The 17,847-nt window shown below is 64.0% G+C and carries 19 protein-coding genes; 16 read left to right on the top strand and 3 right to left on the bottom strand.

Annotated features, from left to right (window positions below; genetic code table 11):
* Nucleotides 1-18: 18 nt before the first annotated feature.
* Nucleotides 19-1,224 carry a M20 family metallopeptidase gene (locus tag K0M74_RS13570; RefSeq protein ID WP_293973341.1) on the top strand — a complete coding sequence of 402 codons (1,206 nt, stop codon included), beginning with the start codon at nt 19-21 and terminating at the stop codon, nt 1,222-1,224.
* Nucleotides 1,221-1,466 (top strand): GlsB/YeaQ/YmgE family stress response membrane protein, encoded by a 246-nt coding sequence (locus tag K0M74_RS13575; RefSeq protein WP_293973344.1) that lies wholly within the window; start codon nt 1,221-1,223, stop codon nt 1,464-1,466. The genes K0M74_RS13570 and K0M74_RS13575 overlap by 4 nt, the downstream gene beginning before the upstream one ends.
* Before the next feature lie 563 nt (nt 1,467-2,029).
* Here the strand turns inward: K0M74_RS13575 and nadB are convergent.
* Nucleotides 2,030-3,607 carry an L-aspartate oxidase gene (gene nadB / locus K0M74_RS13580; protein ID WP_293973347.1) on the bottom strand — a complete coding sequence of 526 codons (1,578 nt, stop codon included), beginning with the start codon at nt 3,605-3,607 and terminating at the stop codon, nt 2,030-2,032.
* Between nadB and K0M74_RS13585 the strand changes: the two genes are divergently transcribed.
* Entirely contained in the window at nt 3,606-4,499 is an 894-nt protein-coding gene (locus tag K0M74_RS13585) for an endonuclease/exonuclease/phosphatase family protein (RefSeq protein WP_293973350.1), read from the top strand. The two genes, nadB and K0M74_RS13585, sit on opposite strands and share 2 nt — an antisense overlap.
* Before the next feature lie 4 nt (nt 4,500-4,503).
* Here K0M74_RS13585 and K0M74_RS13590 read toward each other — a convergent pair whose 3' ends face one another.
* Nucleotides 4,504-5,424 (bottom strand): ABC transporter ATP-binding protein, encoded by a 921-nt coding sequence (locus K0M74_RS13590; RefSeq protein WP_293973353.1) that lies wholly within the window; start codon nt 5,422-5,424, stop codon nt 4,504-4,506.
* Nucleotides 5,425-5,536: 112 nt separating this feature from the next.
* Here K0M74_RS13590 and K0M74_RS13595 point away from each other — a divergent pair, with 112 nt between their 5' ends.
* From K0M74_RS13595 to K0M74_RS13655, 13 genes are all read left to right on the top strand, one after another.
* Complete coding sequence (locus K0M74_RS13595; protein ID WP_293973356.1) at nt 5,537-6,097, top strand: DUF4402 domain-containing protein; 561 nt, start codon at nt 5,537-5,539, stop codon at nt 6,095-6,097.
* 143 nt (nt 6,098-6,240) lie between these two features.
* Nucleotides 6,241-6,438, top strand: coding sequence for a zinc-finger domain-containing protein (locus K0M74_RS13600; RefSeq protein ID WP_293973359.1), 198 nt, complete (start codon nt 6,241-6,243; stop codon nt 6,436-6,438).
* Between the two features lie 156 nt (nt 6,439-6,594).
* The gene (locus K0M74_RS13605; protein ID WP_293973362.1) at nt 6,595-7,113 is read left to right on the top strand and encodes a DUF4402 domain-containing protein; all 519 of its coding nucleotides are present in this window, start codon (nt 6,595-6,597) and stop codon (nt 7,111-7,113) included.
* A gap of 42 nt (nt 7,114-7,155) precedes the next feature.
* Entirely contained in the window at nt 7,156-8,598 is a 1,443-nt protein-coding gene (tldD, locus tag K0M74_RS13610) for a metalloprotease TldD (RefSeq protein WP_293973365.1), read from the top strand.
* A 297-nt stretch (nt 8,599-8,895) separates the two neighbouring features.
* Nucleotides 8,896-10,125, top strand: coding sequence for a hypothetical protein (locus tag K0M74_RS13615; RefSeq protein ID WP_293973367.1), 1,230 nt, complete (start codon nt 8,896-8,898; stop codon nt 10,123-10,125).
* Between the two features lie 94 nt (nt 10,126-10,219).
* The gene (locus K0M74_RS13620; protein WP_293973370.1) at nt 10,220-10,624 is read left to right on the top strand and encodes a hypothetical protein; all 405 of its coding nucleotides are present in this window, start codon (nt 10,220-10,222) and stop codon (nt 10,622-10,624) included.
* An 89-nt stretch (nt 10,625-10,713) separates the two neighbouring features.
* Complete coding sequence (locus K0M74_RS13625; protein WP_293973373.1) at nt 10,714-11,289, top strand: DUF924 family protein; 576 nt, start codon at nt 10,714-10,716, stop codon at nt 11,287-11,289.
* A 34-nt stretch (nt 11,290-11,323) separates the two neighbouring features.
* Nucleotides 11,324-11,890, top strand: a complete 567-nt coding sequence (locus K0M74_RS13630; protein ID WP_293973376.1) for a pyridoxamine 5'-phosphate oxidase family protein — start codon at nt 11,324-11,326, stop codon at nt 11,888-11,890.
* On the top strand, nt 11,890-12,102 hold the full coding sequence (locus K0M74_RS13635; RefSeq protein ID WP_168454209.1) for a DUF2007 domain-containing protein: 213 nt from the start codon (nt 11,890-11,892) through the stop codon (nt 12,100-12,102). Before K0M74_RS13630 ends, K0M74_RS13635 begins: the two co-directional genes overlap by 1 nt.
* A gap of 130 nt (nt 12,103-12,232) precedes the next feature.
* Entirely contained in the window at nt 12,233-12,928 is a 696-nt protein-coding gene (locus K0M74_RS13640; RefSeq protein WP_293973381.1) for an endonuclease/exonuclease/phosphatase family protein, read from the top strand.
* 266 nt (nt 12,929-13,194) lie between these two features.
* Nucleotides 13,195-13,533: a P-II family nitrogen regulator gene (locus K0M74_RS13645; RefSeq protein ID WP_293973384.1), complete on the top strand. Its 339-nt coding sequence runs from the start codon at nt 13,195-13,197 to the stop codon at nt 13,531-13,533.
* 17 nt (nt 13,534-13,550) lie between these two features.
* A complete protein-coding gene (locus K0M74_RS13650) occupies nt 13,551-14,915 on the top strand; it encodes an ammonium transporter (protein ID WP_293973387.1) in 1,365 nt (454 codons plus the stop codon).
* A gap of 285 nt (nt 14,916-15,200) precedes the next feature.
* Nucleotides 15,201-17,570 (top strand): TonB-dependent receptor, encoded by a 2,370-nt coding sequence (locus tag K0M74_RS13655; RefSeq protein WP_293973390.1) that lies wholly within the window; start codon nt 15,201-15,203, stop codon nt 17,568-17,570.
* Nucleotides 17,571-17,600: 30 nt separating this feature from the next.
* Here K0M74_RS13655 and K0M74_RS13660 read toward each other — a convergent pair.
* A partial coding sequence (locus K0M74_RS13660) for a hypothetical protein (protein ID WP_293973393.1) occupies nt 17,601-17,847 on the bottom strand: 247 nt, incomplete at its 5' end.

The raw sequence follows: 17,847 nt of genomic DNA on the forward strand, positions 1-17,847 counted from the left end.
TGGCGGCACACTCGCCGCATGGACACATCATTACCTAGCTGGCCCGCCGAGGCCGAAACGCTGCTCGACGGCCTTGTCGATCTGCGCCGCGCGATTCACCGCGAGCCGGAGCTGGGATTGCAGAACCCCAAGACGCTCGTGAAGATCAAGGATGCGCTCGCCGGGCTGCCGCTCGAATTTCGCGAGGGGCCGTCGACCACCGGGTTGGTCGCGATCCTGCGCGGTCCCGCCAACGGGCGCACCGTGCTGCTGCGCGGCGACATGGATGCGCTGCCGCTGGTCGAGGACACCGGGCTCGACTTCACGTCGGAGATCAGCGGCGCGATGCATGCGTGCGGGCACGATACGCATGTCGCGATGCTGGTCGGCGCGGCGAAGCTGCTGTGTGCGGCGCGTGACCGGCTGCCCGGCACGGTGATGTTCATGTTCCAGCCGGGGGAGGAAGGGCATCATGGCGCGCGCTTCATGCTCGACGACGGGATCATCGATCCGCTGCCCGATGCCGCCTTCGCGCTCCACATCATGCCCAACGCGCCGCACGGCATTTTCGCGTCGCGCGCGGGGCCGCTGCTCGCCTCGTCCGATGTGCTGTCGATCATCGTCAAGGGCGCGGGCGGCCATGCGTCGATGCCGCACGATGCGGTCGATCCGATCCCGGTGGCCTGCGCGATCGTTACCGCGATCCAGACGATGGTGACGCGGCGCGTGTCGGTGTTCGATCCTGCGGTGGTGACGATCGCCAAAATCGCTGCGGGGACGACGAACAATATCATTCCCGAAACCGCCGAGCTGCTCGGCACGATCCGCACTCTGTCGCCCGAACGCCGCGCGATGGTCGCGCGTGAACTGAAGCGACTCGCGCCCGCGATCGCCGAGGCGCATGGCTGCACCGCCGAGGTCCAGATCGACGAGGGCTTCCCCGTCACCATCTGCGACAGCCGCGCGGTCGCCTTTGGCCAGTCGGTTGTCGAGGCGACGTTCGGCGAGGCGGCGTGGCTGACGATGGACCATCCGGTGATGGGCGCCGAAGATTTCTCCTACGTCCTCGAAAAAGCTCCCGGCGCGATGTTCTGGCTCGGCGCGAGCGCGGAGGGCAGCGACTGGCGCGCCTGTTGCGGGCTCCATTCGAACCATATGGTGCTCGACGAAAAGGTGATGGCGCGCGGCGCGGCGCTGCATGCGGCGCTGGCCGAGCGGTTTTTGCATGAAGGATTTGGCACATGATCAATATCGTCGGCGCGATCATTTCGGGCCTGATCATCGGCGCGCTGGCGCGCTTCTTTTATCCCGGGGCGGTGCAGATGGGGTGGATTGCGACGATCCTGCTCGGCATCGGCGGCTCGCTGCTCGCGGGGCTGGCGACCTCACGCGGCCGCGGCGACTTTCACCGCGCGGGCTGTCTGGCGTCGGTGATTGGCGCGATTGTTTTGATTTTGGTCGGACGGTTATTGGGCGTGGGCGGCTAACGCTAAGGGATAAAATCTACAACAGCCCATGCTTCTGCAGCAATTGCCGTCACCGTTGCGAGTGCCAAACCCGCAAGCATCGGATGACGCTCTGGCCAAGAAATGTCATCCGGCGCCGTCAACCCATCAGGGTAACTGTCCACCCTATCGACAGCGATTGCCAAAGACTCGCCGAGCAGCCCTACTGCCGCCGCCGCGCTGTTCCCTGCGGCTATCAAACCGCCCAAAGCACTTCGTCTGTTCCGGTCGTTTATATGCTTTCCATGGTGTCGAACTTGAACTTTTAGCTGTTCCAGAAGCCACCTGCGCTTTCTGCTGGCGGGTTGCGTCTTCCTCGATGCGAGCGTCAAACAATCATCAATTGAGTGTTCAAGCACCGCGTCCAATTCTCGATAAGCTTGTCGGATAGAATTTCCGCTTCTCAATGTGCCAGCCGCTGCTGCGGAGGCAATGACTTGTCCGAGGCAGGTTCCAAATTCGCGATGAGAAGCCCCGCAAGGCTTGTTGAAGCGCGAGAGAATCTCTCGGTTCCTCGTTACGAGCCAATGCTTAAAGCTTCAGTTTCACGGCACCAGCACCGTATCGACCGCCTGCGGCAACATCTCGGGATAATCGAGCGTATAGTGCAGCCCGCGGCTTTCCTTGCGGTGGAGCGCGCTTTTCACGATCAGGTCGGCGCATTGCAGCAGGTTGCGCAGTTCGATCAGGTCGGTGGTGACGCGGAAGTGGCCGTAATAGTCCTCGACCTCGCCCGTCATCATGTTGATCCGGTGCTGGGCGCGTTCCAGCCTTTTGGTCGTCCGCACGATGCCGACGTAATTCCACATGAAGCGGCGGATTTCGGTCCAGTTCTGCTTGATGATTACCTCTTCGTCGGAGTCGGTGACGCGGCTTTCGTCCCACGGGCGGATCGCCGGGGGCGGTTCGAGCTGGTCCCAGCGCGCGATGATGTCCTTTGCCGCCGCTTCACCGAACACGAAACATTCGAGCAGGCTGTTCGACGCGAGGCGGTTGGCGCCGTGCAGTCCGCTTTCGGTGCACTCGCCCGCGGCATATAGCCCCGGCAGGTCGGTGCGCCCGGCGAGGTCGATCAATATGCCGCCGCAGGTATAATGCTGCGCGGGAACCACCGGGATCGGCTGCCGGGTCATGTCGATGCCGAGCGTGAGCAGCTTTTCATAGATGTTCGGGAAGTGCCCCGCGACAAAATCGGGGTCGAGGTGGCTGATATCGAGATGGACATAATCGAGCCCCGAGCGCTTGATCTGATCATCGTTGGCGCGCGCCACCACGTCGCGCGGCGCGAGTTCGGCGCGCGCGTCATAGTCGGGCATATAGCGATGCCCGGTCTCGGGATGCTTCAAAATGCCGCCTTCGCCGCGCACCGCCTCGGTGATCAGGAAATTCTTGACGTCGAGGTTGAACAGGCAGGTCGGGTGGAACTGCATCATTTCCATGTTCGACACGCGGCAACCCGCGCGCCACGCCATGGCGATGCCGTCGCCGGTCGCGCCTCTGGGGGCAGTCGAAAACTGATAGACGCGCCCCGCGCCGCCGCTCGCCAGGATCGTCGCGCGGCCGACATGCGCGTGGACCTTCCCGGTTTTTTCGTCGAGCGCATAGACGCCCCACACGCGGCCCGAGCCTGAATAGCGCTCCTCGTGCCGCCCGGTGATCAGGTCGACGCACGCCTGCCCCGGCAACAGGGTGATGTTCGGATGCGCATCGGCGGTCTTGAGCAGCGCCGCCTGCACCGCCCAGCCGGTCGCGTCGTCGACATGGACGATGCGGCGGTGCGAATGCCCGCCCTCGCGCGTCAGGTGCAGCGCCTCGGCATCCTTGTTGAACGGGACTCCCATTTCGACCAGCCGCTCGATCGAGGCGGGCGCATTCTCGACGACAAACTCGACCGTCTCGCGCCGGTTGAGCCCGGCGCCCGCGACCATCGTGTCGTCGATATGATTTTCGAAGGTGTCGCCCGCGTCGAGCACCGCGGCGATCCCGCCCTGCGCCCAGGCGGTCGATCCGCCGGTCAGCTCGCCTTTGGCCAGCACCAACACTTTGCAATGGTCGGCCAGCGCGATCGCTGCGGTCAGCCCGGCGGCGCCGGACCCGACAATGATGACATCATATTCACTCATGGCGCCTCTGTTGCACAGCATGGCGCCGCGTGACAGGGGGGATCGATGGTCGCCGCCAAGGGGAATTGTCGTCAGGAATAAAGCCGGGCTTGGGCGGCGGAGCCTGATCGCCGCGATTGCGGCGCTGCCACTTGTCGGCTGCGCGACCGGCGGGCGGCGGGCGGCGGACGACCTGAGCGTCGTTACATTCAACATCTGGCACGATGCCGCACCGTGGCCGGCGCGGCTCGCGCTGCTCACTGCGGCGCTGCGCGAAGCTGACGCCGATGTCGTCGTCTTGCAGGAAGTGCTGGAAGATCAGCGCAAGGGGCTACCTAACCAGGCCGATACGGTTGCCCGCGCGCGCGGCTATCGCCACGTCCATTTCGTCGCGGTGGAGCCCGAGGGCGCACCAAAACGCTATGGCAATGCGATCCTCACCCGCCTGCCAGTGATCGACGTGGCGCGCCGCAAGCTCGCCCCCTTGTCCGATTCGCGCACCGCGATCCGCGTGCGCGTGCGGACGGCAGCTGGACCGGTCGACATCGTCGGCACCCATCTCGCTTGGCATGCCGACGCAGGCGCGGTGCGCGCCGAGCAGCTCGCCGACCTGCTCGCCTGGTTGCCGACCGACAGGGTGCCGCTGGTTGTGACGGGCGATTTCAACGCACCGCTCGACGATCCGGCGCTGCGCGCGATGGGGCCGTCGCGCTTTGTATCGGCGCTGCCGCAGGGGGCGGCGCCGACGACGCTTAACCCAGTCCGCGGCCACCAACCGCGGGTGATCGACCATATCTTCGCCGAACCCGCCGCCTTTGCGGCCACCGCCGCACGGCTCATCGGCGATCAGGCGGTGAACGGCGAATATCCGTCCGACCATTTCGGGGTCGCAGCGCGCCTGACGCGGCGCTGAGCGGTCAGGCGGCGCTACGCGTCAAATTGAGGAACACGTCTTCCAGATCGGCCTCGCGCGTCGACACGTCGACGATGCCGTGGCCCATCGCGTTTACCGCAGCGAGCACTTCGCCAGCATTCATCCGGTCCTTGTTGTAGCTGATCGCGAGGCCGCGCGTCCCCTCGCGCTCGATCTTGTCGAAGGCGGGGTGGGTCGGCAGGTCGGTGATGTCTTGGTCCAGCGTCACGACGACGATCTTCTCACGCGCCATATCGACCAGCTCGCGTGTCGGCTTGTTCGCGATCAGCTTGCCATGGTTGATGATCGCGATCCGGTCGCACAGCTCCTCGGCTTCTTCGAGATAATGCGTCGTCAGCACCACGGTGACGCCGCGATCGTTGAGCGACTGGACATAGGACCAGAGCTGCTGGCGCAGTTCGATGTCGACCCCGGCGGTCGGCTCGTCGAGGACGATGATCGGCGGCGAATGAACCATCGCCTTCGCGACGAGCAGGCGGCGCTTCATGCCCCCCGACAGCGTGCGCGCATAGGCATCGCGCTTGTCCGACAGATGCACCGCAGCAAGCAGGTCGTCCGAAATGCGCTTTGCTTTCGGGACCCCATAAAGCCCGGCCTGATTCTCCAGCGTCTCATAGGGCGTGAAAAAGGGATCGAAGACAATTTCCTGCGGCACGATCCCGATCGAATATTTGGCGTTGCGCGGGTCGGCGTCGATGTCGAAGCCCCAGATGCTCGCCGATCCGGCGGTCTTGTTGACCAGCCCCGCGAGGATATTGATCAACGTCGACTTGCCCGCGCCGTTCGGCCCAAGCAGCCCGAAAATCTGGCCGCGCGGCACGTCAAAACTGACATTGTCGAGCGCCTGCTTGCCGCCGGCATAGGTTTTCGAGACGGCGTCGATGCGGATGGCGGCTTCTGTCATGGCCCGTGCCATAGCCGCGCGCCAGCGCGCGTAAAAGCCCCCATCGCCGCGCCGCCTTTTGCCCAGTACCCCGTTAACGCTATGTTGGAAATTCATCGATAGGACCGGGGATGTGAGGACCAGACACACCCAGAACCCGCAGCCCCTGCTGCGCGGCATCGCCGCCTGCGCGCTGATGATGGCCCCGGCCATCGCAGCGCCGGCCCATGCCCAGCAAACGGCGCAGGCGCAAAGCGAAGCCATAGTGCTGCGCCCGCTCTCTTTCTTCAAGGTCAACGACCTGAGTTTTGGCGACATCATCCCGTCGAACACCGCAGGAACGGTGACGCTGGAACCCGATGGGTCGCGCACGCGCACCGGCGGCGTCACGCTGGCTGGCAACGGCGGCGAACCGGCGCGCTTTGCCGGGCTCGGCAGCTTCAACCGTCAGGTCAATATCTCGCTAGGGTCGAACACGATCTGGCTAACCGGGCCGGGAGTGCGAATGCGCGCCCGCACCTTTGAAATTGGCAGCACCCCGACCGCGCTGCTGTCGACATCGCCGACACGCTTCCGGATCACTTCGCCGCTCGGCAACTATAATTTCCCGGTCGGCGCGACGCTCGAGGTTGGTGCCAACCAGGCCCCGGGCGACTACAGCGGCACGTTCACGATCACACTCAACTATCTCTAGAGCTTCTGTGGGGGGAAGAAGCGGCACCGGATGACCACCTGTATTCATATGAATGCTTGCCGGTGCCGCATGACCCCACCCGCTCACCCAGCAGCGCAGACCCGGATTGCTCCCGCCCCGCGCGCTTGCTATGGGCGCGGTCGATGACCCAGCCTGCGCCCGAAACCATCCGCACCCCCAAAACCCGCATCGCCTGCGACGGCACCGGCGACGGCCTTGCCGATGCCGCGCTCGGCCACCCGCGCGTGTGGCTGGAAATCGACCCCGACGCGGGGTTCGTCGATTGCGGCTATTGCGACCGGCGTTTCATTCTGATCGGCGGAGTGGCCGACAAAAGCTAAGCGGTGGCGAGCCACCGATCGCGCCTGACTTCGGTCAGACGTAAACAGCTGCTTTACCACGCCCATGCATCTTCAACTCACGCCCCGTTGGCATAGATGTGCCAGACAGGAGCAGAATCTGTGGGGATTCGAGGGACCAGAGACTGTCGGGACGCATTGCGCGCCCTGACCATCGCGGTCGCGACGGCGAGCGCGATGCTATGCGCGCCGGTCCATGCGGCCGACACCAATGTCACCGCCAATGCCGCAATTGTTCGCCCCAACACGCTGATCAAGACCGATGATCTCGATTTCGGGTCGCTGATCAGCGGTGCGACCGGCGGCACCGTGACAGTAAACCCGGTGACCAATGCGCGCACGTCGGGCGGCGGCGTGACCTTGGTCGGCAGCAGCGCACGCCGGGCCGAATTCCTGGGGACGGGCGGTATCTTCCTGATCTTCGTTTCGGGCAGCACGTCGGTGACGCTGACGCGCGCCGGGGGCGGCTCAGCCAACATGACCGCCAGTCTAACCCGCGCTGCAAGCACGGGTGGCGGTGGCGTCACTCTGATAAACGCAACACTGTTCCCCAGCGGCTTGCAGACCTATTATATCGGCGGCACTCTCTCCGTCCCGGCGAACCAGCCCGCGGGCGATTACAGCGGCACCTTCATCCTCACCGTCAATTATCTCTGACAGCGGTTTGCGCGTGTGGCGTGCCGTGCCTATATCGGGCGGATGACCAGTCCCACCGACCCCCGCCGCTTCCTCTATCGCGCCGACGCGCTCGATCCCGACCTCGCGCAGGCACTCGCGCGCGAAGCGCTGGCGAATGCCGACGACGGCGAGCTTTACCTGCAATATCGCGCGACCGAGAGCTTCGGGTTCGACGACGGGCGCCTCAAGACCGCCGATTATTCGACCGATGCCGGTTTCGGCCTGCGCGCCGTTTCGGGCGAGATGACGGGCTTTGCCCATGCCAGCGACATCAGCGCCGGGGCGATCCGCCGCGCCGCCGAAACGCTCGCCTTGCTCGATCCCGCCAGCCAGCCGCACGCCGCACCGCCGCCACGCACCAACCGCCATCTGTATGACGAAGCAAACCCGCTCGACCTGATCCCCTTCGCGAAAAAGGTCGCGCTGTGCCAGGAAATCGACGCCGCGGCGCGCGCGCGCGATCCGCGCATCGCGCAGGTGTCGGTGAGCCTTGCGGGCAGCTGGTCGGTGGTCGAGATCGTCCGCGCCGACGGTTTCCTCGCGACCGACATCCGCCCGCTCGTTCGCCTCAACGTCTCGATCGTCGTCGAAGAAAATGGCCGCCGCGAAACCGGCGTGTTCGGCCTCGGCGGCCGCTATATGTACGATCACCTGTTCGAACCCGCACAGTGGAACCGCGCGATCGACGAGGCGCTGGCGCAGGCGCTCGTCAATCTGCGCGCGGTCGATGCCCCGGCGGGCGAATTCACCGTGCTGCTCGGTCCCGGCTGGCCCGGGGTGCTGCTGCACGAAGCGGTCGGCCATGGGCTGGAAGGTGATTTCAACCGCAAGGGCACCAGCGCTTTTTCGGGCCGCATCGGCCCGCGCGTCGCGGCGCCCGGCGTCACCGTCGTCGACGACGGCGCGATGGACAGCCCGGTCGGCGGCGGCCGTCGCGGTTCGCTGAGCATCGACGACGAAGGCACCCCGACCGGCGAGACGGTTCTGATCGAGGATGGCATTCTCAAAGGCTATATGCAGGACCGCCTCAACGCCCGCCTGATGGGGGTCGAACCGACCGGCAACGGGCGCCGCGAAAGTTTCGCGCACGCGCCGATGCCGCGGATGACCAACACCTTCATGAAGGGCGGGAATGACGATCCCGCCGAGCTTCTCTCGCGCGTCAAGAACGGCATTTTCGCGAAAAGCTTTGGCGGCGGACAGGTCGATATCGTATCGGGCAAATTCGTGTTCAGCTGCACCGAGGCGTACAAGATCGAGAATGGCAAGCTGGGCGATTCGATCAAGGGCGCGACGCTGATCGGCGACGGGCCGAGCGTGCTGACCAAGGTCATGGGCATCGGCAACGACATGGCGATCGACGAAGGCATCGGCATCTGCGGCAAGGGCGGCCAGAGTGTCCCCGCGGGCGTGGGCCAGCCGACACTGCTGGTCAGCGGGCTGACGGTGGGCGGGACGGCGTAAATTCCTCTCCCTTGATGGGAGAAGGATACGCAACCTTGCCGCGCAGCGGCCAGGCGAAGTTGGATGATGGTGACGGCGCGTCCATCCGCCCTCGTCTCAGGCCGAGACCGTACCCCCACCGCTGCGACGAGCCAGCAGCCTGCCAAGTCCCGCGGCCTTCCCTATCAAGGGGGCGGATTTGCAAGTGTGACGCACCTCACTTGGCGCGCCGCCTTCTCGCGCCTATAGTCGTCCAAACAGAAAAGAAATCGGGCCGCATTATCCGCCGGGTCTCCCCCGGCAACAGGGAGGATATTCATGCGTTCGAGTCTGCGTTTTATCTCCGTCGCCGCCGTCGCCGCGATGCTCGTCGCCGTGCCGGGTTCGGCACAAAAAACCACCGGTCCTGTCGAACGCTATGAGATGGACGTCGCGACCGCGTCGGGCTTTGCCGCGATGGCGGCGGGCGGGCGCGGGATCGGCAACATGATGGGGATGATGTTCGGCGGCGGCCCCGACGGCAAAGTCGCGCACACGCTGGAACTGCGGCTGGGATCAACGCAGGCGCCGACCGCACCGCCGGTGAAGGCCGATCATTTCTTCCTGCCGCAGGCCAAGCTCGGCAAATCGGTACCGCTGCTCGGCCCGGAACCCGGCAAGCCGCGCGAGCGCGAAGACGGCAATGAAATGCCCAAGGATTTTGAGCGTCCCAAGGGCCGACTGCTGTTGTTCTGGGGCTGCGGCGCCAAGGCCGGGCCGGGGCAGCCAGTGATCATCGATTTTGCAAAGATTGCGGCGGGACAGATGCCGCCAAACCTTTACACAACCACCGTGCCGCGCATCCGCGAAGTGATGACGACGAACAGCAGATCCTATGCCGGCTGGCCGAACAGCAAATCGTCAAAGCAACCGTCGTCGGGGTCGTCGCTGCTCGGCGCACACCGGATCGCGGGCAATGTCGGCCCCGAAATCAACTTCACCCTCGCGCAGGATTATATGCCCGGGCTCAACGCATCGACGACGATGCAGGGCGACGGGTCGGTGATGATCCGCTGGAACCAGCTGGTTCCCGCGACCGGCTATGTCGCATGGGCGTTCGGCGGCATGGACCGCGGCAGCGCCGGCGGCGACATGGTGTGGTGGACGAGCAGCAATGCGCGCGAATTCGGCGGCGGGCTGTGGGACTGGCTGCCGCCGTCGACGGTCGCGGGGCTGGTAGCGAAAAAGGTCGTGATGCCGCCCGCGCAGACGAGCTGCGCGATCCCGGCCGAGGTCAAAAAGGCGTCGGGCGAGATGATGTTCGGCAACCTCAACGCCTTTGGCCCCGAGGCCAATTTCTCTTATCCGCCCAAGCCCGCGGGCAATGCGGTGTGGAATATCGATTGGACCGCAAAGGTCCGTTTCCGCTCGCACACCAGCCTGCTGATCGGCGCCGATTTCGGTGGCATGGGCGGGTCGGGACCCGGTAACAGCACCTCGGAAGCTCCGGCGAAAAAGAAGAAATGCAAAGGCCCGCTGGGAATTCCGCTGCCTGACGGGGCGTGCTGACATCGGGGAACGCGACCATGAGTCAGCCCGTGTTCACGCGGGCTGGCGCAGAGTGCGTTCCGGGTAGGGTATTGCGCCAGACAGGAGTCGAACCATGCGCCCACTGATCGCCGCCATCTTTGCCACCGCCGCCATCACGGCGATGCCCGCCGCGCCATTCGCCAAGGAACGACTGACAGGCGAGACCAAACTTGCGAAGCTGCTCGAAGGCCGCGTCGCGGGAGAGCCGCAGGACTGCATCCGCCTGGCGAGCGCCCGCGGCAGCGAGGTCATCGACGGCACCGCGATCGTCTATCGCATCGGCAGCACCTTGTGGGTCAACCGGCCCGAGGGCGGCGCCGAATCGCTCGACGATGATGATATTCTGGTCACCCGATTATCGACCGGTCAGCTGTGCAGCATCGATACCGTCGAACTGCGCGATCGCAGCAGCCGGATGTACAGCGGCTTTGTATCGCTCGGCAAATTCGTGCCGTACCGGCGCGTGAAAGGCGAGTGAGTCTGTTTTCTTCGTCATTGCGAGGAGCAAGGCAACGCGGCAATCCAGAACTTGCGTAAACCGCACTGGATTGCTTCGCTGCACTCGCAATGACGGACTTCTTTGAAACACCCGACACCCCACCGACCGACTGGCCGCAGCAGCTGCTGACCTTCTGGTTCGACGCGCATGGCATGGGTGACTGGTACGGCGGCGGTCCAGATTTTGACGCCGAGGTGCGCGACCTTGCCGAAGGCTGGCACGCGGCATTGCGCTCACACCCCGCCGAAACCTTCCTCACCGATCCCGATACCGCGCTCGCCGCGGCGATCCTGTTCGATCAGGTGCCGCGCAACAGCTTTCGCGGCCATGCCGATGCCTTCGCGACCGACAGCCTCGCACGCGCCATTGCGCGCGGCATCGTCGAGAAGGGGTGGGATCAGCAATGGCCGGACGAACGGCGCCAGTTCGCTTATCTGCCGTTCGAGCATAGCGAAGACATCGCCGACCAGCGCGAATCGCTGCGGCTGATGACCCAACTCGCCGATCCGATGTTCCACGATTATGCGCAGCAGCATTTCGACATGATCGACCGCTTCGGCCGCTTCCCGCACCGCAACGCCGTGCTGGGCCGGGCAACGCGCCCCGAGGAAGAAGCGGCGGTGGAGGAAGGGAAGAATTGGTGATAGGGCGGGCGCATTCCATCCGCGGAGCGCAGCCATGGCCGATTTCACCAACACGCTGACCGACAAACATATCGCCTTCATCGAAAAGCAGCCGGTCTATTTCACCGCCACCGCCGCCGCCGATGCGCGGATCAACCTGTCACCCAAGGGCTATGCCGACAGCTTTCGCGTCCTGTCCGAAAGCCAGGTCGCCTATCTCGACCTCGCCGGATCGGGCAACGAGACCCACGCACATCTCGCCGCCGATGGGCGCATCACCATCATGTTCTGTGCTTTCGATCGCAGCGCGCTGATCCTGCGCATCTATGGCCGCGGGCACCCGGTGCTGCCGCAGGACGCCGACTGGGACGCGCTCTCGGCACATTTCACCCTGCTGCCGGGTACCCGCCAGATTTTCGTCATTGACGTTGAGAGCGTCCAAACCAGCTGCGGCTGGGGAGTGCCGATGATGGAACTGCAGCACGAACGCGACACGCTGCAAAAATATCACCGCCAAGCCGACCGCGCTCTGTGGGTCGAAAAGACTTTGGGGCGCACCAAGAGCATCGACGGGCTACCGACGCGACCGACCGACCGCTTCATCGAAGGCGAGTCCGCCTGATGCCGCTGGTCGAACTGGTGCGAATCCCGAACGGCGCCGAAGCCGAACTGCTGCGCGGGCGGATCGAAAGCGCCGGCGTCCATGCGGTGTGTTTCGACGCCGGCATGAACATCGCCGAAAGCGTCGGGTTGATGATCCCGGTGCGGATCATGGTGCTCGACGAGGATCTGGACGAAGCACGGGCTTTGCTGGCGGAATTTGAAGCGGGCTAGCTGCAACCCAACCCCGCATCCGTTCGTCCTGAGCTTGTGAAAGACTGTTTTTCCTCTTCATCGGTTAGACAAGAACGGTGCTTCGACAAGCTTAGCACGATCGGCAGATAGGTTGTATTCGAACTCTCCCATGATCAAAGTCGCCAGCTACAATATGCGCAAGGGCATCGGGCTCGACCGGCGCCGCGATCCCGGGCGGGTGCTGTCGGTGCTCGGCGAGCTCGACGCCGACATCGTCGCGTTGCAGGAAGCCGACCGCCGTTTCGGCACCCGCGCCAGCGCGATCCCGCCGCATATGCTTGAGGAACATAGCGATTATGTCGCGGTCACCCTGGACAATCGCCCGCACAGCATCGGCTGGCACGGCAATGCGCTGCTGGTCCGCAAGGGCGCCGAGGTCGAAGAAAGCCATGCGCTGCACCTGCCGACACTCGAACCGCGCGGCGCGGTCGCGGCGACGATCCGCATCGGTGACACAAGGCTGCGCGTCGTCGGCATGCACCTCGACATTTCGGGGCTGCGCCGCCGCCATCAGGCGCGCGCGATCCTGAACCATGTCGCCAACGGCGAGGAATTGCCGACGATCCTGATGGGCGACTGCAACGAATGGCGCGCAACCGGCGGCTGCCTGCACGACTTCGGCGAGCGCCACCGGCTGGTCGATACCGGCCACAGCTTTCACAGCCGCCGTCCAGTTGCGAAACTCGACCGCATCTTCGCTTCGCCCGACCTTGAAGCCGTCGACGCCGGGGTGCACCGCAGCGCGCTGGCGGCGCGGGCGTCGGATCATCTGCCGATCTGGGCGCGGTTTAAAGCGGCGGGATAAGAACCGTCGCCCCCGCGAAGGTGGGGGCTGTTGTCATCGTTCTGCATCTGGGCAGGCTTGAGCCTCTGGCGGCCCGCCTTCGCGGGGGCGACGCGTGTCAACTTGCCCAAAATTTAGGCAAGAATCTGCGTCCTCTGCCCAGCAAACGACCGAATATTCGCCGTGCGCGCCTCAAACCGTCACAAAATGTTAACTTTTCCGGCCCCCGCGCAATCTGGCACGGCTGTTGCAGTGCAGCATGATGCTATTGGGCAAAAGGGGGCATCATGAAATTGATCCTGGCAATCATTAAACCATTCAAGCTCGACGAGGTGCGCGAAGCGCTCACCGGCTTGGGTATCGCTGGCATGACCGTGACCGAGGTCAAGGGTTTCGGTCGGCAAAAGGGGCAGACCGAAATCTATCGCGGCGCCGAATACGCCACCAACATGGTGCCGAAGGTAAAAATCGAGCTCGTCTGCGACGACGCGCTCGCACCGCGGGTGGTCGAAACGCTCCAGCAAAGCGCCGGAACCGGGTCGATCGGCGATGGCAAGATTTTCGTTCTCGACGTGGGTCAGGCCGTGCGCATCCGCAGCGGCGAGACCGGCGAGGCGGCACTGTAATGACGAAGGGGGAAATTATGACGTTCGCAAATAAATTTGCGGCGGGCGCCGGGGCTGTGGGCCTTTCGCTGTTCGCCGCACTGCCCGCTTGGGCGCAGGAAGCGGCGCCCGCCGTCGCCGAAGCCACAGCGCCGACGCCCGACAAGGGCGACACCGCATGGATGATGACCGCGACCGTGCTGGTCATGGCGATGATCGTCCCCGGCCTCGCGCTGTTCTATGGCGGCCTCGTCCGCACCAAGAATATGCTGTCGGTCCTCACACAAATCATCGCGGTCGCCGCACTCGCGATGATCATGTGGGTGATGTTCGGTTACAGCCTCGCCTTTGGCGGCGACGCCAACCAGTTCGTATCGGCGGGCAAGCTCTTCCTCGCCGGGGTTACGGCGGATTCGACCGTCGCGACCTTTACCGACGGCGTCGTCATTCCCGAATTCGTCTTCATCGCCTTCCAGATGACCTTCTCGGCGATCACCGTCGCGCTGGTCCTTGGCGGGCTTGTCGAGCGCATGAAATTCTCAGCGGTGATGGTCTTTGCGATCGTCTGGCTGTCGATCGTCTATTATCCGATCGCGCACATGGTCTGGTATCTGGGCGGCACCGACGAAGCCACCGGTCTGATCTTCGGCTGGGGCGCGCTCGACTTTGCCGGCGGGACCGTCGTCCACATCAACGCGGGCGTTGCGGCGCTGGTCGGCTGCCTGATCATCGGCAAGCGCAACGGCTATCAGAAAGACATCATGGCGCCGCACTCGCTGACCATGACCCTGATCGGTACCGGTCTGCTGTGGGTGGGCTGGTTTGGTTTCAACGCCGGGTCGGCGCTTGAAGCCAATGGCTCGGCTGGCCTCGCGCTGATCAACACCTTCACCGCCACCGCTGCCGGTATCCTGTTCTGGATGCTCACCGAACGTGCCCTCGGTCATAAGGGGTCGCTGCTCGGCGCCTGTTCGGGGGCGATCGCCGGTCTGGTTGCGGTCACTCCGGCGGCGGGCAATTCGGGTCCGTTCGGTGCGATCCTGCTCGGCGCCATCGCGGGTGTCGTCTGCTGCTGGGTCGTGATGAAGCTGAAAGCCAAGCTCGGCTTTGACGACTCGCTCGACGTGTTCGGCATCCATGGCGTCGGCGGCCTGATCGGTTCGATCCTGACCGCGGTCACCATGCTGCCCGCGCTCGGCGGTCCGGCCGGCGACGACTATGTCCTCGGCAGCCAGCTGTGGATCCAGATCAAGTCGGTCGGCGTCGCCGTCCTCTGGTCCGCGGTTGGTTCTGCCATCGCCTTCTACATCGCCAAGGCCGTCACCGGCGGCCGCGTCTCGGCAGAGGTCGAACGCGAAGGCCTCGACCTCGGCGAGCACGGAGAGCGCGCCTACAACTACTGATCCGCGAGACAGGATACCCGTCGCCGCACGTCTCTCTCCTTTCAAAGACGGCGGCGGGATCCTCACCAGGTTCCTCCTGCGAACCACTGGCCGGGACATATGTCCCGGCCATTTTTTTGGTGGCGCCCCTTTGCCCGAGCGCTTCCGGACTGTGGCCGCCGCGCAACATAACGCTGCGATTCGTCGCGCAAGATTCATGCGTCATTGCGGATTTGTGACAAAAGAGGCATTTTTTGCGGCGCGACGCGGCAACATAGCCACGCGCGTTACAGAGAGGATATCACCATGCATGCTCGCACTATACTGCTGGCCGGGCTTTCCACGCTCGCGCTGGTTCCTGTTGCCACGCCCGCGCTCGCCCAAGAGGCCGGCGCCGCCGAAGACGACAGCAACATCATCATCGTCACCGCGACCAAACGCGACGCCAATCTTCAGGACATTCCCTTTTCGATCAACGCCCAGACGGCCGAGGATATCCAGAAATCGGGCGCCGTGACGCTCGAAGATCTGTCGCGCAACGTCGCTGGCCTGTCGGTCCAGAACCTCGGCCCGGGGCAGAGCCAGGTGTCGGTGCGCGGCGTGTCCGCGGGGCAGGTCGTCCGCGACCAGCCCGGGGTCAAGGAACAGGTCGGGGTCTATCTCGACGAAAGCGTCATCTCGCTCTCGCTGTTCACCCCCGACATCGACCTGTATGACCTCAACCGCGTCGAAACGCTGCGCGGGCCACAGGGCACCCTGTTCGGGTCGGGTTCGGTCGGCGGGACGATCCGCTACATCACCAACCAGCCCAAGATCGGGGTGATGGAGGGCAGCGTCGAGGCCAACCTCAATCTCGTCGACGGCGACGACATTGGTGGCCATTTGAAGGGTGCGGTCAACATCCCGATGGGCGACACCGCGGCGATCCGGGCGGTCGGCTATTACACCCGTTATGGCGGCTTTATCAACGCGGTCGGCCCGGCGGGCGGCGACGACGTCAATAGCGGCGAACGCTATGGCGGTCGCCTCGCGCTGACCTTTGAACCCAGCGACAACTTCTCGATTACCCCGCGCGTCGTGTATCAAAAGGTCACCGCCGACGGCTTCAACCGCCAGGACATCTATAACCTCTACGGCAACCAGTTCACGACGACGCGCCCGCAGGTCACCTATGACGAGCGCGAGCAGTATCTACTGCTACGCGAAGGGTTCGAGGACGAAACGCTGATCGCCGATCTCAACCTCAATGTCGGGCTCGGCGGCGCCAAGCTGACGTCGGTGACGAGCTATATCAACCGCGACATTTTGGTCAGCCGCGACGCCAGCGCGCTAACCGGATCGGTGTCGGTCGACTTAGGCTATCCCGACGCCGGGGTGTTGCTGCCTTCGAACCTGGTCGACACAACCGACCTCGAAACCTGGTCGCAGGAGCTGCGGCTGGCGTCGGACAATGACAGCCGGTTCCAGTGGGTGATCGGCGGTTTTTATTCCAAGGTCGACCGCGTCTATACCCAGACACTGCCTACCCCCGGTTATGATGCGGTCACCGATGCGACGCTCGGTGCCGGAACGTCGGCAGCGGTCGCCAACGGCTTTGGCGCCAATTCGCCATACAACGCTTTCCTGCCCTACGACATCAAGCAGTTCGCGCTGTTCGGGGAGGTCAGCTATGATCTCAGCGACGCCTTCACCGCGACCGCGGGCGGGCGCTATTACGACTTCAAGGAAACGCGCAGCTTCGTCTCGGGCGGGCTGTTCGCCAATGGCGACAACCGCACCGACAGCACCAAGTCGAGCGGTTTCACCCCGCGCTTCCTGCTGTCCTACGACCTCAGCGATGCGGTGACTGTCAATGCGCAGGCATCGAAGGGCTTCCGCCTCGGCGGGGTCAACGATCCGCTCAACCTGCCGCTCTGTTCGCCCGCCGATGCCGCATTGTTCGGCGGCTTCCAGGACTATGACGATGAAACGCTGTGGAACTACGAACTCGGCGTAAAATCGCAGGGTCGCGGTTTCACTTTCAATGCTGCTGGCTTCTACAACGACATCAAGAATCTGCAGGTTACGCTCGATGCCGGCAGCTGTTCGTCGCGCGTCGTCTTCAACGTGCCGAAGGCGCATTCGATGGGCGTCGAATTCGAACTCGGCTTGTCGCCGACCGACGGTCTCGACCTCAACCTGTCGGGCAGCATCATCGAGGCCGAATTCGATTCGACGCTGCCTGGCGTGCTGGCTGCCACGACCGGTATCCGCGAAGGCAATCGACTACCGTCGGTGCCGAAATTCCAGCTGTCGGCGTCGGGCAGTTATGAATGGCCGATCGGCGATACCGCGAACATGTATGTTGCGGCGTCGGTGCAGCATGTCGGTACACGCTTTACCCAGCCCGCGGACCAGGAAAACAACCCGCGCACCTTCGTCCATGGCCTGCCGTTCGGCGGCGCTCCGGCGGGTTCGTCCACGACCGTCGACCTGCAATTGCCCGATTATCAGCTGGTCAATCTCAGCGCCGGGGTCGACTTCGACAATGGCCTGTCGCTGATCGCTTACGTCAACAACCTGTTCGACGAAAATGCGCTGCTGTCGTTCGATCGCGAACGCGGCGGGCGGGCGCGGCTCGGTTATACGGTCGGCCAGCCGCGCACCTTTGGCGTTACCGCGCGCAAGACCTTCTGATCGTCAATAGGAGCAAAAGGAGGGGTCGGTTCAGTGACGAACCGGCCCCTTTTGCTGCACGCTGCACTGCACAATAAATAGGCAGGCTTGCCGCAAATTTAGGCCTTCCCAACATGACATTAATATGGCATTCATTGCGTCAACAGTTTCAGGAGGGGAGAGCCTGAAAGGCTGGGCCCGGACCCAAATCCCGCCCCACATTTTTTTTTGGCAATATAAAAATAGGCAAAAAAAAGCCAGATTTAAAGGGTTTAGTTTTAAGCCCATCCCCATAGCA

It is taken from the genome of Sphingopyxis sp., from assembly GCF_019459305.1.
In the GTDB taxonomy this organism is placed as follows: domain Bacteria; phylum Pseudomonadota; class Alphaproteobacteria; order Sphingomonadales; family Sphingomonadaceae; genus Sphingopyxis.